The organism is Enterobacter sp. fkY84-1 (assembly GCF_052974705.1).
In genome coordinates this window covers 516,501-541,950 of the sequence record NZ_CP169393.1, presented here as the reverse complement: position 1 = coordinate 541,950, position 25,450 = coordinate 516,501, and the positions used below count along the sequence as shown (strand labels likewise).

The 25,450-nt window shown below is 50.1% G+C and carries 23 protein-coding genes and 1 tRNA gene; 16 read left to right on the top strand and 8 right to left on the bottom strand.

Features of this window, described 5'->3' with window-relative positions; translation table 11 throughout:
- The first annotated feature begins 205 nt into the window (after positions 1-205).
- From ACEPLT_RS02535 to ACEPLT_RS02485, 11 genes are all read left to right on the top strand, one after another.
- Positions 206-802: an inovirus-type Gp2 protein gene (locus ACEPLT_RS02535; protein ID WP_196557817.1), complete on the top strand. Its 597-nt coding sequence runs from the start codon at positions 206-208 to the stop codon at positions 800-802.
- A gap of 88 nt (positions 803-890) precedes the next feature.
- Positions 891-1,097: a helix-turn-helix transcriptional regulator gene (locus ACEPLT_RS02530; protein WP_032616280.1), complete on the top strand. Its 207-nt coding sequence runs from the start codon at positions 891-893 to the stop codon at positions 1,095-1,097.
- Positions 1,098-1,214: 117 nt separating this feature from the next.
- Positions 1,215-1,607, top strand: coding sequence for a putative zinc ribbon protein (locus ACEPLT_RS02525; protein ID WP_174159340.1), 393 nt, complete (start codon positions 1,215-1,217; stop codon positions 1,605-1,607).
- Between the two features lie 51 nt (positions 1,608-1,658).
- Entirely contained in the window at positions 1,659-2,093 is a 435-nt protein-coding gene (locus ACEPLT_RS02520) for a putative zinc ribbon protein (protein WP_196557815.1), read from the top strand.
- Between the two features lie 403 nt (positions 2,094-2,496).
- The gene (locus ACEPLT_RS02515; protein ID WP_032616279.1) at positions 2,497-2,709 is read left to right on the top strand and encodes a helix-turn-helix domain-containing protein; all 213 of its coding nucleotides are present in this window, start codon (positions 2,497-2,499) and stop codon (positions 2,707-2,709) included.
- 11 nt (positions 2,710-2,720) lie between these two features.
- Entirely contained in the window at positions 2,721-5,036 is a 2,316-nt protein-coding gene (gene hsdR, locus ACEPLT_RS02510) for an EcoAI/FtnUII family type I restriction enzme subunit R (protein WP_196557813.1), read from the top strand.
- 1 nt (position 5,037) lies between these two features.
- Positions 5,038-6,918 (top strand): AAA family ATPase, encoded by a 1,881-nt coding sequence (locus tag ACEPLT_RS02505; protein ID WP_196557811.1) that lies wholly within the window; start codon positions 5,038-5,040, stop codon positions 6,916-6,918.
- 5 nt (positions 6,919-6,923) lie between these two features.
- Positions 6,924-8,402 (top strand): class I SAM-dependent DNA methyltransferase, encoded by a 1,479-nt coding sequence (locus ACEPLT_RS02500; RefSeq protein WP_196557809.1) that lies wholly within the window; start codon positions 6,924-6,926, stop codon positions 8,400-8,402.
- Between the two features lie 2 nt (positions 8,403-8,404).
- Positions 8,405-9,625, top strand: coding sequence for a restriction endonuclease subunit S (locus tag ACEPLT_RS02495; protein ID WP_196557808.1), 1,221 nt, complete (start codon positions 8,405-8,407; stop codon positions 9,623-9,625).
- A gap of 9 nt (positions 9,626-9,634) precedes the next feature.
- Complete coding sequence (locus ACEPLT_RS02490; RefSeq protein ID WP_196557806.1) at positions 9,635-11,014, top strand: Shedu immune nuclease family protein; 1,380 nt, start codon at positions 9,635-9,637, stop codon at positions 11,012-11,014.
- Entirely contained in the window at positions 11,011-13,029 is a 2,019-nt protein-coding gene (locus ACEPLT_RS02485) for an ATP-binding protein (protein ID WP_196557803.1), read from the top strand. Before ACEPLT_RS02490 ends, ACEPLT_RS02485 begins: the two co-directional genes overlap by 4 nt.
- 390 nt (positions 13,030-13,419) lie before the next feature.
- On the opposite strand, the gene ACEPLT_RS02480 is transcribed toward ACEPLT_RS02485, so the two are convergent.
- From ACEPLT_RS02480 to rraB, 5 genes are all read right to left on the bottom strand, one after another.
- Positions 13,420-14,706: a tyrosine-type recombinase/integrase gene (locus ACEPLT_RS02480; RefSeq protein WP_048294082.1), complete on the bottom strand. Its 1,287-nt coding sequence runs from the start codon at positions 14,704-14,706 to the stop codon at positions 13,420-13,422.
- 198 nt (positions 14,707-14,904) lie between these two features.
- Positions 14,905-14,989, bottom strand: a tRNA-Leu gene (locus ACEPLT_RS02475).
- A gap of 106 nt (positions 14,990-15,095) precedes the next feature.
- The gene (locus ACEPLT_RS02470) at positions 15,096-15,818 is read right to left on the bottom strand and encodes a topoisomerase II (RefSeq protein ID WP_232928579.1); all 723 of its coding nucleotides are present in this window, start codon (positions 15,816-15,818) and stop codon (positions 15,096-15,098) included.
- A 30-nt stretch (positions 15,819-15,848) separates the two neighbouring features.
- The gene (gene miaE, locus ACEPLT_RS02465; protein WP_045908070.1) at positions 15,849-16,607 is read right to left on the bottom strand and encodes a tRNA isopentenyl-2-thiomethyl-A-37 hydroxylase MiaE; all 759 of its coding nucleotides are present in this window, start codon (positions 16,605-16,607) and stop codon (positions 15,849-15,851) included.
- Positions 16,608-16,653: 46 nt separating this feature from the next.
- Positions 16,654-17,079: a ribonuclease E inhibitor RraB gene (gene rraB, locus ACEPLT_RS02460; protein ID WP_008501374.1), complete on the bottom strand. Its 426-nt coding sequence runs from the start codon at positions 17,077-17,079 to the stop codon at positions 16,654-16,656.
- A gap of 99 nt (positions 17,080-17,178) precedes the next feature.
- Here rraB and argL point away from each other — a divergent pair, with 99 nt between their 5' ends.
- The 5 genes from argL (at position 17,179) to xynR (ending at position 20,246) form a co-directional block, all read left to right on the top strand.
- A complete protein-coding gene (gene argL, locus ACEPLT_RS02455) occupies positions 17,179-17,274 on the top strand; it encodes a putative translational regulatory protein ArgL (RefSeq protein ID WP_213014347.1) in 96 nt (31 codons plus the stop codon).
- The gene (argF, locus tag ACEPLT_RS02450) at positions 17,244-18,248 is read left to right on the top strand and encodes an ornithine carbamoyltransferase (protein ID WP_010427327.1); all 1,005 of its coding nucleotides are present in this window, start codon (positions 17,244-17,246) and stop codon (positions 18,246-18,248) included. Before argL ends, argF begins: the two co-directional genes overlap by 31 nt.
- A gap of 265 nt (positions 18,249-18,513) precedes the next feature.
- Complete coding sequence (locus tag ACEPLT_RS02445) at positions 18,514-18,876, top strand: CHAP domain-containing protein (protein WP_248214451.1); 363 nt, start codon at positions 18,514-18,516, stop codon at positions 18,874-18,876.
- A 1-nt stretch (position 18,877) separates the two neighbouring features.
- Positions 18,878-19,312, top strand: coding sequence for a DUF3828 domain-containing protein (locus tag ACEPLT_RS02440; protein ID WP_100170993.1), 435 nt, complete (start codon positions 18,878-18,880; stop codon positions 19,310-19,312).
- Between the two features lie 175 nt (positions 19,313-19,487).
- Positions 19,488-20,246, top strand: coding sequence for a DNA-binding transcriptional repressor XynR (xynR, locus tag ACEPLT_RS02435; RefSeq protein ID WP_232928583.1), 759 nt, complete (start codon positions 19,488-19,490; stop codon positions 20,244-20,246).
- Positions 20,247-20,250: 4 nt separating this feature from the next.
- On the opposite strand, the gene ACEPLT_RS02430 is transcribed toward xynR, so the two are convergent.
- The 3 genes from ACEPLT_RS02430 to yagF form a co-directional block, all read right to left on the bottom strand.
- Entirely contained in the window at positions 20,251-21,861 is a 1,611-nt protein-coding gene (locus ACEPLT_RS02430; protein WP_232928585.1) for a glycoside hydrolase family 43 protein, read from the bottom strand.
- A gap of 11 nt (positions 21,862-21,872) precedes the next feature.
- The gene (locus ACEPLT_RS02425) at positions 21,873-23,255 is read right to left on the bottom strand and encodes an MFS transporter (RefSeq protein WP_023293405.1); all 1,383 of its coding nucleotides are present in this window, start codon (positions 23,253-23,255) and stop codon (positions 21,873-21,875) included.
- A gap of 226 nt (positions 23,256-23,481) precedes the next feature.
- Positions 23,482-25,449 carry a xylonate dehydratase YagF gene (gene yagF, locus ACEPLT_RS02420; RefSeq protein WP_232928587.1) on the bottom strand — a complete coding sequence of 656 codons (1,968 nt, stop codon included), beginning with the start codon at positions 25,447-25,449 and terminating at the stop codon, positions 23,482-23,484.
- Between the last annotated feature and the right edge of the window lies 1 nt (position 25,450).

Genomic DNA, 25,450 nt, shown 5'->3' with positions numbered 1-25,450 from the left:
ATACTGTTTCTAAAGAATATATATTTCTAATAATCCTCGCTTCCCCCTAGCTGTTATCACATTATCCCAATGCTGATGACTGATGCTATCCAGCAATGGCCTTCCATCAGATCGACATATCGCTACTGAACCTCGTGATATATACATCCGTCAAATCTGAAGTCTGCGTCCATTCCCGTGACAAGTATTCACCAGGAAACGACATATGGCTTACCACAACATTACCGATACCAATCTTAACTACGCCCAGCACCGCACGCTACAACGTTACCAGCGTCATCATCTCTCAGAATTATTTGCACGCTATTCCAAATTGCTCATGTTCCGGGTTGATTTCTACTACCGGGTAGACAGCAATGCCTGGTGCCACGCTGATAAACATTCCACGACGGCGGATATGATTCTGTTACTCCAGCGGTGTAACACGATAACAGGGCTTGTCGGGTTTACCTGGGTACTTGAATATACCGAACAGCATGGCTATCACATCCACGCTGCGTTTTATCTCAACGGTCAGAAGCATCGGAAGATATGGCCGACCTTTAAAACCCTGCAAACCCTCTGGAGTGAGATAACAAGAGAGGAAGGCTGTGCTTACCGCTGTACGCCTCAGACGTATTACAAAGTGCAGGGCGAGCGGGTGACGTCGCATAGTGATATGAAAGGCCGTAAGGGCATGCTGTACATTCTGAGCTACCTGAGCAAGCAGGACCAGAAGGGCGAGAAAGTGGTTTGCCAGTTGAGTGACATTCCCGCTCCTGCGGTGGGTGGTAGACGTCGCAGGTGTGCCATCAGCGAATAAAAAATTACGCCAGTCCCTCATCGTTTGAAGAAGTCTGCACCATTCGCATCCCTGACTTCTTCTCCCTTACCACCAACGGAGAAAAACGATGACCACTCCTGCCAGTCTTCTTAACGACAAATTTGTCGATATGGCGTTTATCACAAAACTGACCGGCTTAACGGACAAATGGTTCTACAAACTGATTTCATCGGGGGAATTCCCGAAGCCAATTAAGCTGGGCAGAAGCTCTCGCTGGCTTGAAAGCGAAGTGGAAGCCTGGCTACAGCAACGCATCGCGCAGTCCCGTCAGTAATCTATCGAACGGAATCACATTCCCCATCTGAATTAACGCCACCAGTTGTATGACCTGCACTGCTGCCCTACCCGGGACGGCTCACTGCCCCCTGTCGTATGGCAAAGGACCAATACTATGACGATATACGCCAAATCTTTTATCGCGCTTGACGGCAATCAGCGCCTCACGGGCGCGGTCACTGCACAGCTTCATCCTTACGACCGATACACCTGCCACCTTTGCGGCAGCGCTCTGGTATTCCACCCGGAATGGGCCACTAACCGCCCGTGGTTCGAGCATACCCGGGAAGACCTGACCGAGAACGGGCGCCACCACTGCCCATACGTACGCCCTGAGCCGAAAGAAACCAGACGGATACGCATGCTGCGTCGCTATGTGCCGGAAGTCTTACCGCTGGTATGCAGGGCCGAATGGAATTGTTGCGGTTGTGGCAGTGATTACCACGGTGAACGTTACTGCCAGAACTGCCGGACCGGTGACCACAGCACTGAACGTTGCGCAGAATGAGGCTGCGCTATCTGCCACTTGCCATCTCGATATCATCACAGGATTTACACCATGCAATTTCGCACAATTCGTACCGCCCTTGACCACAAGGGCCAAGTCGCTCACACCAGAAACTTAAGCCCGCGATCGCGGGGAGCCTGGTACTGTCGTTCCTGCAACAATCCCCTGCGCTTACACTGGACGCATGACTGCGGCGGTTATTTTGAACATCACCTAGAAGAAGCAGAAGTACACAGGTTGATGCACTGTGAATACCGTGTTATTTCGCAGTACAAACCAATATCAGCCTTTGAGCAGGCAGTGAAGGCACTTATTGAACGTGATGATGTATCCGTCATAGCACCTTCAGAAAAAGATTACTTCTGCGTACTCTGTCAACGTGATTATCATGGTCAGCGGTGTTGCCCGGAGTGCGGAGAACATATCTACAGCACAGAAATGAATGACCTTGATACCCTGACGATACCGGTGACGTTTGCGAAATGAGGTATTTGTTCTCGCAGTTGGTTATGATGCAAATCCCTGAGTGTTCCTGTCCATTGCTCATCCCATGACTGAATAAAATTTATTGATATCGTTGATATAAATGCAACATATGGTTAAGCATTGGCCACGATGCGGTATCGTTCGCAATAATTTTTGTTTGGTCTGGTACATTTGACAAATGATACAAAGATTTTAACTAGCAAAGAGTTATCAATTAATAGGGGTCCTTAGTTAAGCCAACTCGACGATCTTCAATCTGTGTCATTTCTTTGCCAGCCCTATTGTTACCAATACCTAAAAACGTAGTTTAAACGTCAAAATTCAACTTCAACTCACAAAACACTTTGTAAATCAGTAAGTCGTGGTATTCTCTTAAGTTACCACTATACCCAGAGTCACAGCCATGATCCGCTGCCACCTCGCCCGAATGATGGGCGAACACAAATTGCGCATTGCAGACGTTGCCAGGGAAACTGGGCTCAGCCGCGCTACAGTGACCCTGCTCTATAAAGAGACGGCACAGAAGGTAGATCTAAATGCCATTAAGCAGATCTGCGTACTATTCGATTGCACTGTTGGTGAGCTATTGGAATTGATGCCAAGCCAAAATGACTAAGGAGCAGCCTAATGGCCTCTGAAGCAGATACTCGAGCGAACTATATTGATCCAGCTTTGGTTTCAGCTGGTTGGCTATCGAGCAACATCAGCCGGGAGCATTACTTCACCGACGGTAGAAAGATGGCAGGTGGTGTGCGTGGGCGGCGTTGTTTTGTGGATTATCTGCTTCATAAAGACAGTCGCTATTTGGCAGTGGTGGAAGCTAAAAAAGAATCCGAGCATCCTACGAAAGGCCTGCAACAAGCCATCGACTACGCTAAGAAGCTTTGCGTTCGTTTCGTCTATTCAAGCAACGGTAAGCAAACCTACGAATTCGATCTGGAAACAGGCAAAGGCGACTATATTGAGTTCTATCCAACACCTGTAGAGCTAGAAAAACGCTATACAAGTGAAACTACGGGATTAAGTCAAGAACTAAGAAACATCCCGTTTCACCTGGAAGGAGCAATGCAACCACGTTATTACCAGGAACTGGCAGTCCATTCCGCTACAGACGCAATCGGTGAGGGTAAATCCCGAATCTTGCTCACACTAGCTACTGGCACTGGTAAAACATTCATTGCCTTCCAAATCGTTCATAAAGTATTTCAGGCTCGCTGGAACCGCGACAACCCCGGTTCGCGCAGACCACGCATTCTGTTTCTGGCCGATCGTAATATCCTTGCAGACCAAGCCATTAACACCTTCAACCCCTATGAAAAAGATTTGATTAAAATTAATGGGGAGGAAGTTCGCAAGCGCAATGGCGTGGTGCCCACCAACGCACACATCTTTTTTGCGATCTATCAGGCGATTGCGGAACGGGAAAACATTGATGGCTACTATAAAGCCTATCCCAAAGATTTCTTTGACATTGTATTGATTGATGAATGTCACAGAGGTGCTGCCAATGAAGCTGGTTCCTGGCGAGCAATTCTTGATCACTTCAGTAGCGCTGTGCATTTGGGTTTGACTGCCACACCAAAACGCTCAGACAACGTGGACACCTATGAATATTTTGGCCAGCCTGCCTATGTGTATTCACTAAAGGATGGTATCAACGACGGTTTTCTCACACCATACCGGGTTAAGCGCATTAGAACTAATTTGGATGAATTAGTTCTCACCAATGATGATGTCATCGTCGAAGGTGAATCTAGTCAAGATTTATATCAGGTCGAAGATTACGACCGCAAAATCATTGTAGATGAACGCACTGAGTTGGTTGCGAAAGCAATTTTGCAAAACATCAACCCGCTGGATAAAACTATTGTCTTCTGTGAAAACCAAAATCATGCGCTAACCATGCGCGACATGATTAATAAAAACAAAGCAGTTAAAGATCCGCATTACTGTGTACGGGTCACCAGTGACGAAGGCAAGATCGGTCGCGAACTGCTGGAAAAATTTCAGGACAATGACAAAAACATCCCTACCATTATTACCTCATCACAAATGCTCACTACCGGAGTTGATGCCCGTAACGTACGCAACGTAGTGCTGGATCGAACCATAGACTCAATGGTGGAGTTCAAACAGATTGTTGGTCGTGGTACTCGAGTGTTCGACGGTAAAGACTACTTCACCATCGTGGATTTTCGTGGTGCGACTAATAACTTCTATGACGAAGAATGGGATGGCGAGCCGCAAGCTCCAGAGCCGGGCGGAACCAGAGAACCTACACCGCCGCCCTATTCCCCCGAGCTACCAGAAGGTGGAGATAGGACAGAATCTGAACCAAGCGAATCACGCCCAAGACTGAAAGTAAAACTCGGTAAACACCGTGAACTCAAGGTCATCGATATTGAAACTCGCTATATCGACGAGAGCGGTAAGCCTCTCTCGATTCAGGAGTTTGTCGAACGGCTAATTCAACAATTGCCAGGACTATTCAAAAGTATCGATGAACTCAGAGATATTTGGTCAGACCCTGACTTACGCGAACAACTGCTAACCAAACTGGTACAAGCTGGCTTTGACACAGAGCAGCTATCCGCTCTGCGTCGCATGTTCGAGGCCGACGACTGTGACATATTCGATCTACTAGCATTTTTAGCGTTTGAAAGACCGATGGCAACGCGTAAATCCAGAGTTGAGGCGCTTCGGTCGAATACTGTTTTCTTTGCTCAGTATCCACAGGACAGAGCTAATAAATTTCTGCACTTTGTTTTGAGTCGTTATGAGAAGATTGGCGTTATGGAATTATCCAGAGAGCGCCTACCTGCACTGATCGAGCTCTCGGGTTTGGGTACTATCAAAGACGCTTCAATAGCTTTTGGCGGTAAACCTGCATTTGTATTAGCAGCATTTAAACAATTACAACAGCAACTTTATCATGTGAACTAAAATGGAATTAAACTTAATACCTAATGTATTATACGATCATCCACAAACAATATACCTCAATAAAGTTACCACTTTAATTGGTGAAAATGGTTCAGGGAAGTCAAGTGTTCTCCAATCAATTTTCAATCAAAAACTCTCTAAAAAAGACTATACAGGTCAAAAGATTGTTTGTTTCTCTTCTGGCCAAAACGAGAAGTTTTCAAATGAATTCCTTCGCTATTTAAGACAGACAAAAACAGATGAGAATAATTTGCAATTCTCTTGTTTCTATTTCGATAAATCATGGTCTAAGTTATTGATATTCCTTGCAAGTTCTATAAAAAAATCAGGCAAGGTTAGACAATTTCTCATCAGCTCCGGTTATGCCGATGTAGTCGATGGGTTGGACACCACAAGTATTCTGAAAATTGCCTTTCGGGTAGACTCACAATATGTTAGGCAAGTTCAAGACGCTCTAAACAGAGAGGTCAGAGGAGATACGAACACGATAAGACAGACCGCATTTCATCGCACACTGGAAAGTTTTATTGAAAATTGTATACAGGATCAATATGACTTTGATGAACCAATCAAGAAAAATGTTTTTGATATACGTCAAGATGATGTGCTATCCGTATCTTTTGACACTGAGCGATTAGAGGATGGTGATGCATCAAAGATAACTTTTGATCCAGAGATAGGTTTCTTTATCAGAGCTTGTCATAACACTAATTTTTTGGATAAAGAAGCGTCCTCTTTATTTTTAAAAAATGGTCTAGAGCTCGGAGACTTAAGTGATGGTGAGTTTCAAATTCTTTTTTTATATTCAATCATTGATCTATTCGATAGTGAAGAAACTATATTTATTTTTGATGAGGCAGACTCTCATCTTCATTTTAAAAACGTCGAAAGATTTTGGAATTGCCTAAAAGAAACTAAAGGAAAAACAATTTCGACAACACACCTACTAGATTCAATATATTGCGTGGGCGTTGAAAACATAAGAATTATAAATAAAGGTAAAATTTACCTTCCTTCTGACTCTGGTGAATTAATTACTCGACTCGCACAGTTATCAAATATAAAAAAATCTGAATTTCGAGCTTTGACGTATTATGAAAAAATAGTACTCATTGATGATACCAATGATTGGTTTATTTTTAAAGAGCTTTACAAGCAATATAAAAGAATAATCGGCGTACCTGATTTTGATTATGATGCAACATTTGATCACCTTTTTGATCAAGTCGCAGTAGTTAAGGTTAACTCTGGCTGGAATACACACAACGCTAAATTTGCAGAGTCAAAAATTTCCTGGGTACAAAATTTCATCAAATTTTGCGAAGGTTTGGACATAAAAACCAAAGATATTTTCTTAGTGTGTGATAGAGATAATCTCCCTATAGATGGCATAGGTACTGATGAGTCACCTCTTATAGTGCAGGGTATAAAAATAGGAAGTGATAACAATATTAAAACAAGTGTTTTAAGCTGGCGGAGACGTGAAATAAAACACTATCTTCTTTCTTATTCCGCACTCGGCGGTTGTGTTGCTGTATTGAATAATAAAAATAGATTACCTGAAGCTTCATATTTACGTGAAGGCTATAGCAGTGATTACTTACTAGAATATAAAAATAATGACTATCAATTGTTAATAGAAGACAAAGAAGTAACCAAAGGGAAAATAACAACTATTACCAGCGGTCCAGTTTACAATCACTATCTTGCTTCACTACCATCAAGATTTGTAAAAAACATACTGTCGCCATTTATTGAGAATGTTGATGCACCTCCCTATGGGTTAAATCGGGAATTGCTGTTAGAATATATATCCATGATGCATCCTAGCGAAATAAGCGAAGACATCAAAAGTATGTATGATTTTATCATCGGGAAATAGTAAATATGTCATTGCAACCAAAAATTGACCGTATTACCGACATTCTGCGCCGTGACGATGGTATCAGCGGTGCCATGCATTACACAGAACAAACCTCATGGGTATTGTTCCTGAAGTTTCTCGATGATTACGAGTCCGAAAAAGAAGACGAAGCAGTATTGTCCGGCAAAAACTATCAACCCGTACTGGATGAGGAGCACCGCTGGACAACCTGGGCTTGCCCCAAGACAGCCGATGGCAAGCTGGATTTGGCGCGCGCCAAAACAGGAGATGATCTTACCGATTATGTGAACAGTCAGCTTTTCCCTTACCTGAAAAGCTTCGCCAACGTAACCGTAAATGGCGCAGATACAAAGTCGTTCATCTACAAAATTGGCGCTATATTTCAGTATCTTGATAACAAAGTGGTCTCTGGCCATACCCTGCGCGAAGTGCTGGATATTGTGGATAGTCTGGACTTCCAATCTGAGTCCGATTTGTTCGAGCTCTCACTGGTCTACGAAGGCTTATTGCAAAACATGGGCGATGCTGGTGGTTATGCGGGTGAGTTTTATACCCCTCGCCCTGTAGTGCGCGCTATGGTGCAGGCGATAGACCCCAAGCCCGGAGAAAGCATTTACGACGCGGCGGCAGGTTCATGCGGTTTTTTGGTCGAAGCCTTTGAACATCTGAAGAGCAAAAAGAACGAACTATCCACCGAGCAATGGGATTTCATTCAGCGCGATACTTTCTTCGGCTATGAAAAAACCTCGTTGGCCTATGTGATGGGGATGATGAATATGATCCTTCATGGCATCGAATCACCCAACCTGTTCCGTGGTAACACCTTAACCCTAAATATTCGCGATATTCAGGAAAAAGACCGTTACAACATTATTCTGGCCAATCCGCCGTTTGGCGGCAAAGAAAAGTCACAGATTCAGCAAAACTTCCCTATCCAAAGCAACGCCACCGAATTGCTGTTTTTACAACATTTTATGAAGACCCTAAAAAGCGGCGGCAAGGCGGCGGTCGTAGTACCAGAAGGTGTGTTATTCCAAACCAATAGCGCATTTAAACAGGTAAAACAAGAACTGCTGGAAAACTTTAACCTACACACCATTTTAAGCTTACCTGCTGGGGTTTTTTTGCCGTATTCCGGCGTAAAAACCAACGTACTGTTTTTTGAACGCAGCGGCGGCACTAACGATGTTTGGTATTACGAGTGCGAACCAGATCAGAAGCTAACCAAAAACAAACCAATCACTGATGACCATCTGAAAGAGTTTGTTACGCTATATAGCAGGCGGGAAGCCACAGAAAATTCGTGGACGGTTTCAGCTAGCAAGTTGGCTGAAGATTATGACCTATCTGCCAAAAATCCAGCCAAACTGAAAGATGCTGAACACTTAGCGCCAAGCGATATCCTTAAAAAGATTCGCACTAAAGAAAAGCTGATATCTAGTTTACTAGATGAAATTGAAGACCTTTTGGCGGGTAAATAAGCATGAAACAGTTACAATATTCACTGCCTAAAAATTGGTTCTGGAAGACCCTTGATGACGTATCTGAAAAGATTACTGACGGAACCCATCACAGCCCAAAGGTTCAATACTCAGAATGGGAACCAGGCAGATTTAAATACGTCACATCCAAGAATATCAAAAATAATGGAATGAAGCTGGATGATATCTCATATATTGATCAAGACATTCACAATGAAATTTACGCAAGATGCGCCCCTGAAGTTGAAGACCAGTTATTGACAAAAGATGGTGCGATGACTGGAACGTGCTGCCTAAACGAATTAGATGAGCCGTTTTCTCTCTTGTCTAGTGTCGCATTGATCAAGCAAAAACGTTCAGTCATTTTGCCTAAATACTTGAACTATTACCTCCAGTCACATGTTGGGCAGAACTTTCTCTTGGGAGATATTTCTGGTGCAGCAATTACTCGAACGAATATTAAAAAACTAAAGAGCACTCCAGTTCCAGTAGCTCCAATTTCAGAACAAAAATTCATCGTCGAGAAACTTGATGCACTTCTCACCCGGATCGATGCAACCATTGAGCATTTGCAAGGAAGCATCACACTGGCTGATACTCTGTTGAAAAGCTCTTTGAATTCAATGCTGACCCCACGTGAGAATTGGGAGTGGGTTAGAATGAATGATGTTTGCCAGATTACCTCAAAACTATGTGACCCAAGGGAAGAACAGTACTTAGATATGTTCCATATTGGTGGGGCTAACATCACACAGTTTAGCGGCTCACTAATAAATGTAAAAACAGCAAAAGAAGAGCAACTGATTTCAGGAAAATTTCCTTTTGATACAAGTATGGTTTTGTATAGCAAGATCCGACCTTATTTAATGAAAGTCGCTAGACCAATGATATCAGGTATTTGTAGTGCAGATATTTATCCGCTCACACCTGTTAGGGAAAAGATGACGAGAGATTTTTTGTTCTATCTTCTGCTATCTGAACAATTTACTCAATATGCAATAGAAGGCTCCAGTCGAGCCGGAATGCCAAAAGTCAACCGCAACCATTTATTTAGCTTTGCGTTCCATTTGCCGTCATTAGATGAACAAGTATCTATATGTGAATCTCTTGATGGTTTAGTTGAGAAAACTAACGAAGCAAGTAATGAACTAGAGGGCAAATTGGCTTATTTAAAAAGCTTAAAAGCATCAATTCTAGATTCTGCTTTCAAAGGCGAGTTCTAAGGAGAGAATATGGCCAAGCTATTACCTGAATATTTCAGACCTGAAGATCTGAATATTGAGATTGAAGAAGTATTCCCAAACTGCACGGAAGTATTCTATCTTCCGAGTATAAGTGAGCTTGAAGAAGCAGGAATAGATTCGGTTGATCCCAGTAAGTATAAAAGAAAGATTGCTCTATTTAGCGGTCAGGATGGATTTATCTCGGTTTTCCCCATATATACTCTAGCTACCCATCCTAACTACTTGAGCCAGAAGTATGACCAAATAAATGAAATTGGTATCGAAGTTAACCTTGACTCTGCACCCTATACAAAGGGCGAGGTATCTGAATGTTTACAATTTCTACCAGCAGGTTTTATCAAAGACATTCGCTATGGCCTAGGATTGACAAAAGAATATCGTGCGATAATTTCAGCTATTGAAGAGCATACGGATCACCAATGCCTTCTGATTAATATGGCGGAAACGGGCGATACTGATGATGAATGTTTTGTTCTTAATTTAAATGATTATGATGAAATGCGCCGTGCTTGTAACCGCATTACAGAAAGAGCAAGGAAAGTTGCCCGTATTACAAAAGCAACAGCCGCTTACAACCATATCGCCCATCGTTTGGGAAACGAACAAAAACGATTGCCTACAGATAATGACACCATTAGCAAGATGCTTCGGATCAAGATAACGGATACTGATAAACAAGCAGCTATGAGCCTAGTCACGGAAGACAAATCAGTGGTAAAACAAACTGACTCACTCACCTTGGCCAAGTTGAAAAATGATATCGAGTTGGTCTCATTAGAGCGTTTGATTGATTCTTATGAAGGCTTGCTAAACACAAAAACTAAAGAAGATACCTGGCAGAAACTATTTAATCAGAACCCATTTATCTTGAGTCTTGCCTTCGGCTACCCGGCAATAAAAATATCAGACCAAGCAAGTGTTGGCGGCAAACGCTTGACGGGGGATGGCGAAAAAATAACGGACTATCTAATAAAAAATGGTATCACGAACAACTTAGCTTTAATTGAAATTAAAAAACCTTCTTCCGCCTTACTGAACAAAACGCCCTATCGAGGCTCAGTATACTCCGCTTCCACAGAACTTACAGGCTCTGTAACACAAATACTCGATCAGTGTTATCAGCTTCAGCAAAATATCGCTATGATTAAAAATAACAATCGAATTTATGACATTGAATCATATGCTATTCACTGTATTTTAGTAATTGGTAAGATACCGAGTGATGAAGACGAGAAGAAGTCTTTTGAGATGTACCGACGTAATTCGAAGAACGTACAAATCACCACATTTGATGAGCTCTTACTCAAGTTAAAGCAACTGCACAAGTTTCTCGATAATAGCGATGACAATGAGGAGGCTGCGCCGTGAGCCTACAAACAAATTTAAAAGGCCGCTTACGAAATACTTCATTACCTAAGAGTCACGGCCTAATGCCAGTATTTGAGGCGGTGGTAAACTCCATTCATTCTATTGAGGAGACTAATAACACCACTGATGGAAAGATTGTTCTTCGCATTAATCGCACCACTCAAGGCAGTCTAGATTTAGACGCAAAATCACAATCACCAATCATCGGCTTCACTATAATTGATAATGGCTGTGGTTTTGACGAAGCCAACTTTAAGTCATTTGAAACCCTAGATTCTGACCACAAAATTGATAAGGGGTGCAGGGGTGTTGGCCGCCTGATGTGGCTCAAAGTGTTTGGTCTGGTCGAAGTGGAAAGCCACTTTTTTGATGTTGATGGTGAGCTTAAAAAACGCATATTCCGCTTCGACGATAAATCGGGAGTCCACGGTGAAAAGGTTTTAGAAGCCACATACCAAAAACCTGGCACTATTATAAAACTGCTTGATTTTGATGAAAACTTTCGAAAGCAGGTTCCTGCAAAAGGCCAGTCCATAGCCAATCAGTTGCTGGAACATGTTCTATGGTATTTCGTACGACAAGGAAGCGCACCTAAGATACTTCTAGAAGACGCGGACGAAGTGTTTGACCTAGATCTTTTGCTCCAAGAGCATATGCATGCCAGCGCCTTTCTCGAAACAATAAAAATTCGTGGCCACCAGTTCGAATTAACTCATATCAAATTTCGTGCATCCGTTAATAAAAAACACCAACTGGCACTCTGTGCAGCTAATCGGCTGGTTAAAGAAGAGTCCATTCAAGGAAAAATTCCTGGACTGTACGGAAAAATTTCTGACGTTTCCGGTGAGTTTACTTATACATGCTACATATCCTCCGACTACCTGAACCAACATGTGCGTAGTGAGCGTACCTCGTTTGATATTGCTGAAGATGTTGAGGACATGCTCAACGAAGTAAGCTTTAAAGACATTAGAGAAGCCGTGTTGATTCGTACCAAAGAGTACCTGCAAGATGTTCTGGCAGAAAACGTGTCGGCTGGCCGCAGACGAGTGGATGATTTTATCAACAATCATGCTCCACGCTATCGCCCCATTGCCAATTATGTTGCAGAAGAATTTTTGATCGTTGACCCAGAAAAATCAGACAAAGAGCTGGAGTTACATCTGCATGCTCAGTGGTATGAGGTGGAGCGTCAGTTGGTGAGCGAAGGCCATGACATCATGCTGCCTCAGAATAAGGAGCATGTAGAAGAATATAAAGAACGGTTAGGCGACTACCTACGCAAAGCAGGAGACATTAAAAAATCAGATCTTGCCAATTACGTTTCACACCGCAAGGTTATTATCGACCTGTTACAAAAATCTATTGAGCGACTAGAGGACGGAAAGTACGCCCGTGAAGATATGATTCACGAACTAATCATGCCTATGCGCAAGGATTCTGTCGAGGTTTTCCTAGACTCTTGTAACCTTTGGCTAATTGATGAGCGCTTGGCATTTCATAACTATTTGGCTTCTGATAAAACGCTCAATTCTACGCCAATCACTGGTAATGAATCAACCAAAGAGCCAGACTTACTCAGCCTAAGAGTATTTGATAATCCACTTCTTGTTAACGACCAGATCAGCTTTCCACTTGCCGCCATCACAGTTATCGAAATTAAACGCCCCATGCGTAATGATATGCGAGAAGGTGAAGATAAAGACCCTATTGATCAGGCTCTCAGTTATTTAGAGCGGATACGCGAGGGTAAAGTAACTACAAAATCCGGTCGCCCAATTCCGGGAAATAATGATATACCGGGATATTGTTATGTACTTTGTGACCTTACTGAATCCATGCACCGGCGCTGTCGTCGAGCCAATCTGCGGATAACATCTGATGGAATGGGCTATTTCGGTTATAACGAACCTTCCCATGCCTATATTGAAGTGATTAGTTTTGATCAATTAGTAAAAGCGGCTAGAGAGCGTAACCGGGCATTTTTCGACAAGCTTGGATTGCCTTCCGCTTAGGATTGGTAAGGGGGAGTCAGCAATAGAATTTACTGTGTTGCTAATGCCAGGCCGCACTGGTGGTACAGGATTACAAACTCTTGCATCTTGCTTTATCGAAACAAGAGCCCTTCAGCAATCGATATTTTGAAGCAGTAGCGTTGAAAAACTGAATTATTCCATTTTTCACAGTTAGATTTTGACCTGAATTATCAATTGTTCTAAAAAATGACTTCATGTCTGAGCCACACCGCATATGACCACAAGCTACTGTAATAAAATAATAAAAAGTGAGGTAAGGATCGATATCGCACAATATCGATCTTTATCAATCCCAGGATCAAAAGACGCTTAGCCATCTTTACGGCCAGGCGTCCTTTTATTTAGCTTCCCAACTTTAAGAAGTAAATTTTACAGAGCGGAACTATCGCTCTGTCGATTCACTCTATCAATCTTCGAAAAATCAAACGGACTAACCCCCTTCTCCCGATTAGCATCCAGATAATCCGCCCACCACTGCAGCATCAGTCTCCTCTCTCCCAGATGTTCCGCCTTATGGATATAGGCCGCACGCACAGAGTTACGTTCCTGATGACTCATCTGACGCTCTACGGCATCCCTCGACCATAGACCCGATTCAATCAATGAACTACAAGCCATCGTCCTGAATCCATGCCCACAGACCTCCGTTTTCGTGTCATAACCCATCACTCTCAGCGCCTTATTCACCGTGTTCTCACTCATGGGCTTACGCGGATTGTGATCGCCAACGAAGATCAGCTCTCGGTTCCCATTCATGCTTTTGATCTTTTCCAAAATAGCTAAGGCCTGCCGTGATAAGGGTACAAGATGGGGAGTTCGCATCTTCGAACCACGCTGAGAATGCTTGACTCCTTCCAGAAGCTCACGCTCTCCTGGTATCGTCCACATAGCAGTTTCAAAATCCACTTCTGACCAACGGGCAAATCGCAGCTCGCTCGAGCGGATAAAGACTAACAAGGTAAGTTCGACAGCAAGTCGGGTTAACGGTCTGCCAGAGTAGTGATCAATGCGATTAAGTAGTTCAGGAATGCGATTAAGCTCAAGTGCAGCGCGATGCTGTCTTTTCGCCGTAGCAACTGCACCGGCAATTTCTTGTGCAGGGTTGTAGCCGATTAAACCACTCTGCACAGCAAACCGCATAATGGCAGTAGTACGTTGCTGTAAACGGGCGGCGACTTCGAGTCGTCCGGATGATTCCACAGCTTTGATGGGTACAAGAAGATCCCGAGTCTTCAGTTCCGCAATGTTCCGCTTTCCGATAGCATCAAAGAGATTATCTTCCAGGCTTTTCAACACACGAGCGCTATGTGATGCAGACCACTTCTGATTGCTGGCGTGCCAGTTTCTGGCAACCACTTCAAATGTTATCGCCTCTTGCTCCTGCTCTACCTTAACGACTTTCTTGTTCTCACTAGGATCGACGCCATTCGCTAATAGCTTACGGGCCTCATCCCTGCGAGCCCGTGCATCCGCCAGCGAGACTTCGGGGTATTTCCCCAGCGCCAGCATCTTCTCTTTGCCGCCGAAGCGATAACGAAGTCGCCAGTATTTAGAACCGTTAGGGTGAACCAGCAAAACCATGCCTTCACCATCAGTAAGTTTATAGGCTTTTGCTTCAGGCTTTGCCGAACGAACCTTTACATCACTCAGTGCCATGATGAGTATCCTTTCAAGGGTTCTGTGTGGGTACAAACATTATCGAACCAGGATATACCCGCAGTTGTACCCGCATCAGTAAGTTGATGTAGATTGAATCAGGTTGACGTAGGTTGAGTTAAAAAGCGAGGAAAGCCTTGCAGATACTGGATTTCAGGCACAAAAAAAGACGTCCGTTGACGTCTATTGATGTTCCGATGGTGCCGAAGGCCGGACTCGAACCGGCACGTATTTCTACGGTTGATTTTGAATCAACTGCGTCTACCGATTTCGCCACTTCGGCACTGAAGGGGATGCGGAAACGTTGTGGATTATACCTGTCGCGCGCCGCCATGCAAGCGACGACGCGCGAAACCCACGCTAAGTGCCCAAAAAACCAGCGCCCTTTGTCACTCCAGCTCAGACACCGCCAGCCGAATCACACCCGCCGCCTTCTGCTCCGGCAGCGCCAGCACCTTCGCCCACATCTCCTGCACCATATCGCAAGAGAGCTTCTCTTTGCCCGCGGCCTTCTCCGGCATCTGCAGCAGCTGGATGTCCTCGCCGTACTTATCGGCAAGTTCCTTCATAATCGGCCGCACGTCCTCGACAGCCGCCTCGCGTTCGGCCGGGGTCACGGTGTGGCGGTTTTTGCCGTAGGCCGCGCGCATCATGTCGGCGTCGGCCTGCATGCGCCGCGTCATCAGGTCTTTATCCAGCATGCGCATCGGGTTCACGCCGCCCTTCACCATCGGGTAGAGGAAGCGGAAGCAGGCGTCGTCGCTCACCTTCTGGATGGCGGCGGTCTGCTCCATGTTGATGGTCATGTAGTTCACCACGTTGGCGTCCGGGGCGTTTTGCAGGCGCGACATCTGCAGATGCAGGATCTGCGGCTGGATGGTGTCGATAATCTGCTGCTCCGGCTCGCCGGCCTTTTGCAGGGCGGCCATCTGGTCGAGGATGCGCTGATGCAGCGCGGGCTCCTGCTCCTTAATCACCTGCCAGGCGGGCATCGCGTTGAGGGTGGTATCAATCTGGTGTTCGGGGGCGCGCTGCTTATCAAAGAATACCCAGAACGCCACGGCGGCGGCCGCGACGACGACAATCACAATACGGGTCCACGTTTTATTCATCTCGCATCCTTATCCTTTCGCTATGCCGGTTTACACCGGCACGCCGCTGTGGAAGCGAAACTCGTTGTCCGGTGTCGAGATAAGTGTGGCTTCAATTTCGCCAAAAAGCTGTATGCGCGGTGAGATATCGTCGTCGCTCACCTGCTGGGCCAGCGTCAGGTAGTCCTGATAGTGGCGCGCTTCCGAGCGCAGCAGCGAGAGATAGAACTTCTGCAGGTCGTCGTCGAGGAACGGGGCCAGCGCGGCGAAGCGTTCGCAGGAGCGGGCTTCGATGTAGGCGCCGCAGATGAGCTTGTCGATCAGCGTCAGCGGTTCATGGGTGCGCACTTCCTTCAGCATCCCTTTGGCGTAGCGGCTGGCGGTGATTTTGACGTACGGAATGTCGCGGGCCAGCATCGCCTCGCGCACCTGCCAGAAGTGATGCAGCTCCTCTTTAATCAACAGCACCATGCTGTCGATGAGCGCCTGGCCCCACGGGTCGTCGGTTTTGGGCATCACGCTTTTGCCAATCTGCTTGTGCAGGGCGATGAAGTCCGGCTCCGGGCCGTCGCGGAAGGTGAACTGTTCGTAGGGTTTGAGCCAGTCGAGCAGCGCGTCGGCACCGCTTTCGTCGGCGACGTATTTGCGCACCAGCAGCAGCGCGGTCTGGGCGGCCTTGAGCTCGCACACCATGTGGTCGGTGAGCAGCAGCGGCAGGTTCGCCGGGTCGCGGGCTTTATCAATCCATGCTTGCGGGGTCGGGCACTGGAGGAAGTTGAGTACGGGGGCGAGTATCTGCGGGTAATCCATGGTTCTGCCTTGAAAAAGCGGTGGCGCGCGCCACCGCCTGAAACGCTTAGTGACGCACGCCGTCGTCGTCTTCGTCGACGTAATCTTCGTCGTCGCCTTCTTCGCCGTCTTCACCGTTCGGATCTTCGAAGTAGGTTCCCCAGCCGTCGTATTCCACGTCAAACTTCTCGGCCAGGTTCATCAGCTGTTCTACCTGCGCGTCGATCAGCTCCGCCTTCAGCGCGCCTTCGCTCAGGATGTCGCAGCAGATGACGGTGTCGCCCTCTTCCACTTCCAGCTCTTCCGGCTCGGTCACTTCGTAACCCAGCTTGAAGGCTTCCACGGCCATTTTTTCCAGCGCGTCGAAATCATCCGCAGAGAAATGATGCTCGATGGTGTACAGCGCGTCCGGATCGCTACCGTCTTCCAGCAGCTCTTCAATAATCAGACGCGTCTCTTCGCGTTGCTCTTCCAGTAATTCCGGGTTTGCCATGGCTCAATCCTCTTTAAAGTGCGGCAGATACTTCTATTTTCACACACGGACGGGTTTGCCTCCACCTTTGTTGGAAAGATTTGTGAAACGGGGTTGCAAATGAATAATTACACATATAAAGTGAATTTTAATTCAATAAGTGGCGTTCGCCATGTGAGGATAAAATGTCTGATCTGTACAAGAAACACTTTCTGAAATTGCTCGACTTTACCCCTGCACAGTTCACTTCTCTGCTGACCCTTGCCGCACAGCTCAAAGCCGATAAGAAAAATGGCAAGGAAGTACAGAAGCTTACCGGTAAGAACATCGCGCTCATCTTCGAAAAAGACTCGACCCGTACCCGTTGCTCTTTCGAAGTTGCCGCATTTGACCAGGGCGCGCGCGTTACCTATTTAGGGCCGAGCGGCAGCCAGATTGGGCATAAAGAGTCAATTAAGGACACCGCGCGCGTGCTCGGGCGGATGTACGATGGCATTCAGTATCGCGGCCACGGCCAGGAAGTCGTCGAAACGCTGGCGCAGTATGCGGGCGTACCGGTGTGGAACGGGCTGACCAATGAGTTCCACCCGACGCAGCTGCTGGCGGACCTGCTGACCATGCAGGAGCACCTGCCGGGCAAGGCGTTTAACGAGATGACGCTGGTCTACGCGGGCGACGCGCGCAACAACATGGGCAACTCGATGCTGGAAGCGGCGGCGCTGACCGGGCTGGATCTGCGCCTGGTGGCCCCGAAAGCCTGCTGGCCGGAAGAGAGCCTGGTGGCAGAGTGCAGCGCGCTGGCGGAAAAGCACGGTGGGAAAATCACGCTGACGGAAGACGTGGCGGCGGGCGTGAAGGGCGCGGACTTTATCTATACCGACGTGTGGGTGTCGATGGGCGAAGCCAAAGAGAAGTGGGCGGAGCGGATTGCGCTGCTGCGCGGGTATCAGGTGAACGCGCAGATGATGGCGCTCACCGGCAATCCGGACGTGAAGTTCCTGCACTGTCTGCCGGCGTTCCATGACGACCAGACCACGCTCGGCAAGCAGATGGCGAAGGAGTTCGACCTGCACGGCGGGATGGAAGTGACGGACGAGGTGTTTGAGTCGGCGGCGAGCATTGTGTTTGACCAGGCGGAAAACCGGATGCATACGATTAAGGCGGTGATGGTGGCGACGCTTGGAGAGTGATTGACCCCTCTGCGGTCTGGTGCCCTCTCCCACGGGGAGAGGGAGAAAACACTAAAAACGACAACAGCGTTATCGTCGGGCAGACAAATTCATTTTACTGACGCTTTCTCAGATACGCATTAACCATAATAGATATTTATATTTTTATTAACCATTATTTACTGAGTAGATAATGGTTAATATCAGATCATTATCAGTTACAAAACACCGTATATTATCGGCGTAATATTTCCTTATTGCTGCATTTCGTTAATAAGGATTATTTATGTCATGGAATAAGCATGAAGCTGTGTCATACGCCCGTAGCCACGCACTAACCCATACTGGACATTATTGCGCTCGCGCAATCGCCGCCGCCATTCGAGCCGGAGGGCTTAAAATCGAAGGGGCAAACGCTAAGGATTTCTGGCGTTCTCTTGAAAAAGCAGGGTTCTCAAAAGTCTATGGCCCCCCCATAGAGGGGGATATCGCGGTGATTGATGCCTTGCCCGGCCCGAATCAGTACGGGCATGTCTGCATTTACGATGGTGCTGGAACCTGGTATTCAGATTTTAAACAGAGAACAATGTACCCGGGGCTAACGTATCGCCAACTCCAGCCAGCCGTCACCTTATACAGGCATTATTAATATGAATAAGCTCATCTTAATTGTGTTATTCAGTACAGCCGCATTGGGGGCCGAAGATTTTCAGATACCGATGCAGCGCGCTCTTGAATTCAATCGCTGGTACGTCAAACAGGTGAACAACGATCATTATCCTATCCAGGAGGGAAATGAAATCGATAAGTTCGTTACGGCCAGTACCATGAAAAAATTACGTCATGCAGACGATCCCCGTTATGCCGATGCTGAATTTTACGAGGCTGATTTTTTTATGAAATCGCAGTATATCGGCGAGGACTGGGCTGAGAATGTGGCTATTGATTCGTATGATTCTGATCCGGTCTGTGTAAATGTGAATATCACGTTTGGCAAAAAGACCCAGCACACAGTTATTGATTGCATGGTTAAAGAAGATGGGATCTGGAAAATTCAGTCTGTCGCTGCACGGGATAATAATTGATTCCTCCGCTAACAATAATGTAGCCGGGTGGCGCTGCGCTTACCCGGCCTACAAAACCCGTAGGCCCGTGCAAGCGTAGCGCCGCCGGGCGATTCAGGCCAGCTCCATTTCATTGATTTTTCACCCCGAAAAAGGTACGTTTTCGCCTTAATTCCAGCGTGGACATACCAGCATTATGCCGATTATTCAGTCTGTTGAACGTGCGTTGCAGATCCTCGACCTGTTCAACGAGCAGGCCACCGAGCTTAAGATCACCGACATCAGCAAACTGATGGGGCTGAGCAAGAGTACCCTCCACTCGCTGCTAAAAACCCTGCAGCTGCATGGCTATATCGATCAGAACCCGGAAAACGGTAAGTATCGCCTCGGCATGAAGCTGGTCGAGCGCGGCCATTTTGTCGTGGGCTCCATCGATATTCGTCAGAAGGCGAAAGGCTGGCTGACGGAGCTGTCCCAGCGTACCGGGCAGACCACCCATCTGGGGATACTGGACGGGCGTGAAGGGGTTTATATCGAGAAGATTGAAGGCAAGCTGGCCGCCATCGCCTATTCGCGCATTGGCCGCCGCCTGCCGGTTCACGCCACCGCCATCGGCAAGGTGTTGATTGCCTGGCTGGGCGAGACCGAGCTGAACGCCCTGCTGGAGGGCTATCAGTACACCACCTTTACGCCCGCCACTCTCTCCTCTCGCGAAGCCTTAATGAACGCCCTGGCGCAGACCCGCGAGCAGGGCTACGCCCTGGATAGCGAAGAGAACGAGCAGGGCGTGCGCTGCGTGGCGGTGCCGGTGTGGAACCATGAATCCCGCGTGATTGCCGCCCTGAGCCTGTCGACCCTGACCTCGCGCGTGGACGACGCTGAGCTGGCTAACTTCCGCGAGCAGCTTCAGCAGGCCGGGCTTCAGCTTTCACGCGCGCTGGGCTACCCGGCCTGAGCCGTTAGGCCGGCTCGTAGGTGAAGTAGTCGAAGTCCGCGTGGCAGCCGTCGCCGCTGATGTCCTCGCAGTGCAGCCCCACAAACGCGCCGGTAAAGAAGCCGCGCCCGCCAATGTAGTCGTCCGACAGCTTCCACGCCTCATACGTTACCGGCACGGTGTGCCACGTCTCGCCGTCGAACGAGTAGCTGTAGCGGTAGACCAGCTTATCCACGTCCACGCGCAGCCAGATGCTCTCCGCACTCTCCGGCACCGGAATCGGCTGCTCGTGCAGCGGCCATGACGGCACGTTGTGGTCGAGCTGAATAACCTTGATGGTTCTCCCCTGCCCCTCCTCGTAGTCCACAAAGCAGTAGCTCCAGTTTTTACTGTTGTAGTAGCAGGTCAGCCCCGCGCTCTGCTGGAAGTGGACCGGCGAGAACTGCATCCGCGTCTCCGCCCGGAAGGCAAAGTGCTGCCAGCGGCGCGCCACGGTCGACTGGGTAAAGGTGGAGTTGAGCGAGTCGTTCCCGTAGAGCCGTAAGTATCCCGGCCGCGCGGTGAGCGAGCCGAGGGTGTCGTCGAACGGAATGCGCAGGGTCTGCAGCTCTGGATCAAGCGTGTTGCCGTCGAAATCGTCCCTCCAGCCGTGCTGAACGGCAGCGGGCTGCTCGGCCACCTGCGGGCCTTTCACGGTCAGCTGCGCGTGCTTGCCCCCTTCCACGTACGGCCAGCCGTCGCGCCATTCAATGCGGGCGATACCGGTCTCGCGCCCCAGCGGACAGTAGCCTCGTCCGCCGGAGGCCAGCAGCGGCACGCCGGGCAGACGCAGCGGGCGGCTGGTGAGGTAGGCCATGTACCACTCCCCGGTGTGGGTCTGCAGCAGCGAGCCGTGGCCGCTCTTCTGCAGCGGGTTCTCCGGCAGGTGCCAGCTGGTCATCATCGTCACCTCCGGGTGCAGCTCGTACGGTCCGTCGATGTTTTTGGAACGCAGCACCACGACGGCATGCTCGTAGCTGGTGCCGCCTTCGGCGACCATCAGGTAGTACCATCCCGCGTGGCGATACAGGTGCGCGCCTTCGGTGTAGCAGAGCGGCGTGCCGGTAAACAGGGTTTTGCGCTCCGGCGAGAGCGTGCCGGTCTGCGGGTCAAACGCCTGCAACACGATGGTGTTGTGCGGGTTGCTGTGGTGGCGCGGCCCCCACGGGCGATACAGGTAATATTTGCGGCCATCGTCGTCGTGGAACAGGGACGGGTCAAACCCGCCGTTGCCCATCGGGATCGGCTCGCTCCATGGCCCTTCGATGGACGGCGCGGTAACCAGGAAGTTACGGCCATTTTTCCACGGCGAGTCGACAATCTTTACGTCGGTGTAGAGCAGCCAGAATTTGCCGTCGGCGTAGCTCAGGCACGGCGCCCAGATGCCGCCGGAGTCCGGGTTGCCCTTCATGTCCAGCATCGACACGCGGTCCAGCGGCGTGCTGACCAGCGACCAGTTTTTCAGGTCGCGAGAGTGGTAGATGCGCACGCCGGGGAACCACTCGAAGGTCGAGGTGGCGATGTAGTAGTCCTCACCCTGACGGCACAGGGACGGGTCCGGGTTAAAGCCGGTGAGTATCGGGTTAGTGATTTCCATATTGCCTCCGGTTAATGGGATGCGGCTGTCGCGGCGTCGGGAACGGCCTCGCCCTGCGCCGCGCGGTGCTTGATCAGCTGCTGGCTGATGGCCTCCACGCGGGCGTCGGTGAGCTTGTAGAACGACAGCATGATGAACATGCCCGCGTAGAGCACCACCGGCACCACGCAGAACAGAATTTTAATGGTGGTCAGCACCTCTACCGGCTGCACGCTGCTGCTGGCGGAGTAGTTCACGTACGCCAGGATCCAGCCCACCACCGCCCCGCCAATCGCCAGGCCAATCTTCAGGCTGAACAGGTAGGTGGAGAACACCAAGCCGTCGAGGCGGCGCCCGCTGCGGCTCTCCTCGTAGTCCACCACGTCAGAGGCCATCAGCCACTGCAGCGGCGTGGTGGTGTTAAAGACGAACAGGAACAGGATGTTGAGAGCGAAAATCAGGGCGATATGTTCCGCCGGGGTGACGAAAATCAGCAGGCTGATGAGCGAGTAGGCGACGATGATCCACTTGAAGGCGGTAACGCGATCGAAGCGGCCCAGCAGGCGGGAGGAGCAGAGCGAGCCAAACATGGTGGCAAGGCTGCCGTAAAGTAAAAACTGGGTCGCCATCTCCGGGTGATCCATCACGTATTTCACGAAGTAGAGCGTCGCCCCGCCGCGTACCACGTTGGAGCAGGTCGCCATCATCTTGAACGCGCACATGATCCGCCACTGGCCGTTGCCGAGCAGCAGCTTCAGATCTTTCGCCACCGACGAGCCCGGCTGCACCTCAAAGGTGTAGCGCTCTTTGGTGGTAAAGAAGCAGACGTAGAGCAGCACCACGCCGGTCAGGCCCAGCACGCACATGGCGCCGAAATAGCCCACCTGCTCATCCCCCTTGCCGATGATGCTCACCAGCGGCAGGGCAATGCCGCTGATGGCGAGCGAGCCCGCCGCCGCCAGGAAGAAGCGCCAGGACTGCAGGGCGTGACGCTCTTTTGGGTCGGCGGTGATGACGCCGGGCATGGCGCAGTAGGGCACGTTAACGAAGGTGTAGACCAGGGTCAGAAGAATGTAGGTCACGCAGGCGTAGATGATTTTGCCCTGCGCGGAGAAGTCCGGCGTGTAGAAGGTCAGCACGCAGACGATGCCAAACGGGATGGCGCCCCACAGCAGGAACGGGCGGAACTGGCCGTGCCGCGTGCGGGTGCGGTCGACCAGTAGCCCCATCAGCGGGTCAGTCACGGCGTCGAGCACGCGGGAGATTAAAAACAGCGTTCCCATAATGCCCGCCGACAGGCCGAAGACGTCGGTGTAGAAATAGGCCAGCAGGAACATCGTGGCCTGCCAGACGAAGCCGCAGGCGGTGTCACCCAGCCCGTAGCCAATTTTGTCTTTCATGGTTAATTGCGTCATCAGAATTACACCCTTATGTAGTGTGCTGAATTACAACATCGTGTTAATGGAGTGTAATGAGCTGTTCAATTAACCAGCAATGGTCATATCTTATTTCCGAATTACGTTATTTTGCTTTTGTGACGCCAACGATATATCGCAACGTATTGTTTAAATTAGCAAATTACAGACATGCGAAAACCGTCCGCGGAATATTTCCCGCAGACGGTTTTATCTTAGAAAATAATTAAATGCCGAGCGCTTTTTTACCGGCGTTAATTACCTCGATAATTTTATCGGTGTCATAAATACAGCCTTTCCAGGTGCCGCCGCTCACCGACTGCAGCGCCGCCCACAGCCGGGTATCGTCCGGCAAAAAGTCGTGGGCGTGCAGGTCCGGGTGCGTCTGCCGCATTGCCAGCTCGCGCGCGCCCTCCTCCGGCGTCAGCGGGTTATCCGCGGTGCCGATAAAGTTCACGCTGCCCGTTAATGTCAGTCGGTCGACGGCTATCTCGATGATGTCGTTATCGCGCAGCTTGCCAATCGGCCCGCCCGCCAGCGCCTCCGGCGACACGTGGCCGAAGCAGGCGCCCGTCGACACGCCCGAGAAGCGTGCATCGGTGATTAACGACACCGTTTTGCCCCACGAGATATGCTTCAGCGCGGAGGTAAGCTGGTAGGTCTCTTCCATGCCGGTGCCGGACGGCCCGCCGCCGATCACCACCATGATATCGCCCTGCTTAATCTCTTCCCGCTTGATGGCCTTGATCGCCTGCGCTTCCGAGACAAACACCCGCGCCCGGCCGGTGTGGCGGTAAACGCCATCTTCACCGACGACCGACGGGTCGATCGCCGTGGCCTTGATCACCGAGCCTTCCGGCGCGATGTTGCCCGTCGGGAAGCAAACCGTTGAGGTCAGCCCTTTCGCTTTTGCCTTCTCCGGCGGCAGGATCACGCCATCCGGATCCACGCCGTCCTGCTCGCGCAGGCACTGGCGGAAGCGCGCCCGGCGCTCGGAGGCCTGCCACCAGTCGAGGTTTTCGCCCACCGTCTGGCCGGTCACGGTCATGGCGTCCAGGTGCAGCAGACCGAGATCGCGCAGGTGGAGCATCACCTCCGGCACGCCGCCCGCGAGGAACGCGCGCACGGTCGGGTGATAGTCCGGGCCGTTGGGCAGCACGCTGACCAGGCGCGGCACCTTACGGTTGACGCGCGTCCAGTGCTCTACGTCCGGGATTGTGCAGCCCGCCGCGTGGGCAATGGCCGGAATGTGCAGCAGTAAATTCGTCGAGCCGCCGAACGCCGCGTGGATCACCATGGCGTTTTCGATGGCTTTATCGGTGAGGATATCGCGCGTGGTGATGCCGCGGTTATCCAGCTCGCTCACCGCCCGCGCCGACTGGCGGGCGATCTCCAGCCACACCGCCTGCCCGGACGGCGCCAGCGCGGAGTGCGGCAGCGCCAGACCCAGCGCTTCGGCCACCACCTGCGAGGTGCCCGCCGTGCCGAGGAACTGACACCCGCCGCCCGGCGAGGCGCAGGCGCGACAGCCCAGCTCGGCGGCCTCCTGCAGGGAGAGTTCGTGGTTGGCAAAGCGCGCGCCGATGGTCTGCACCTTGCCCGCGTCTTCCCCCACGGTTGGCGGCAGCGTCGCCCCGCCCGGCACCAGAATGGTCGGCAGGTCGTGCATCGCGGCCAGGGCAATCATGGTGGCGGGCAGCCCTTTATCACAGGTGGCGACGCCAATCACCGCCCGGCGCGTCGGGAGGGAACGGATCAGGCGGCGAAACACGATCGCCGCGTCGTTACGGTACGGCAGGGAGTCGAACATGCCGTGCGTGCCCTGAGAGCGCCCGTCGCACGGATCGCTGACGAAGGCCGCAAACGGGATCCCGCCGTTGCGGGTGATCTCTTTCGCCGCCGCCTGCATCTGCATGCCGATTTCCCAATGCCCGGTGTGGTAGCCCAGCGCGACCGGGCGTCCGTCCCCGGCGCGGATGCCGCCCTGGGTGCCGATGATCAGCACCTCTTTGCCAGTCAGCTTGTTGGCATCCCAGCCCATCCCGGCGTTCTGCGTCATGCCGAACAGGTTGCCGCTGGGGGATTCCATCAGCATCTGCGGGGTCAGCGGCAGCGCGCCCTGCGGCCCCGCCGCGTGGGTGATCACCGCATAAAACGCATCGTCCTGCGGGGTGAAAATCTTCTCGATGGTCATG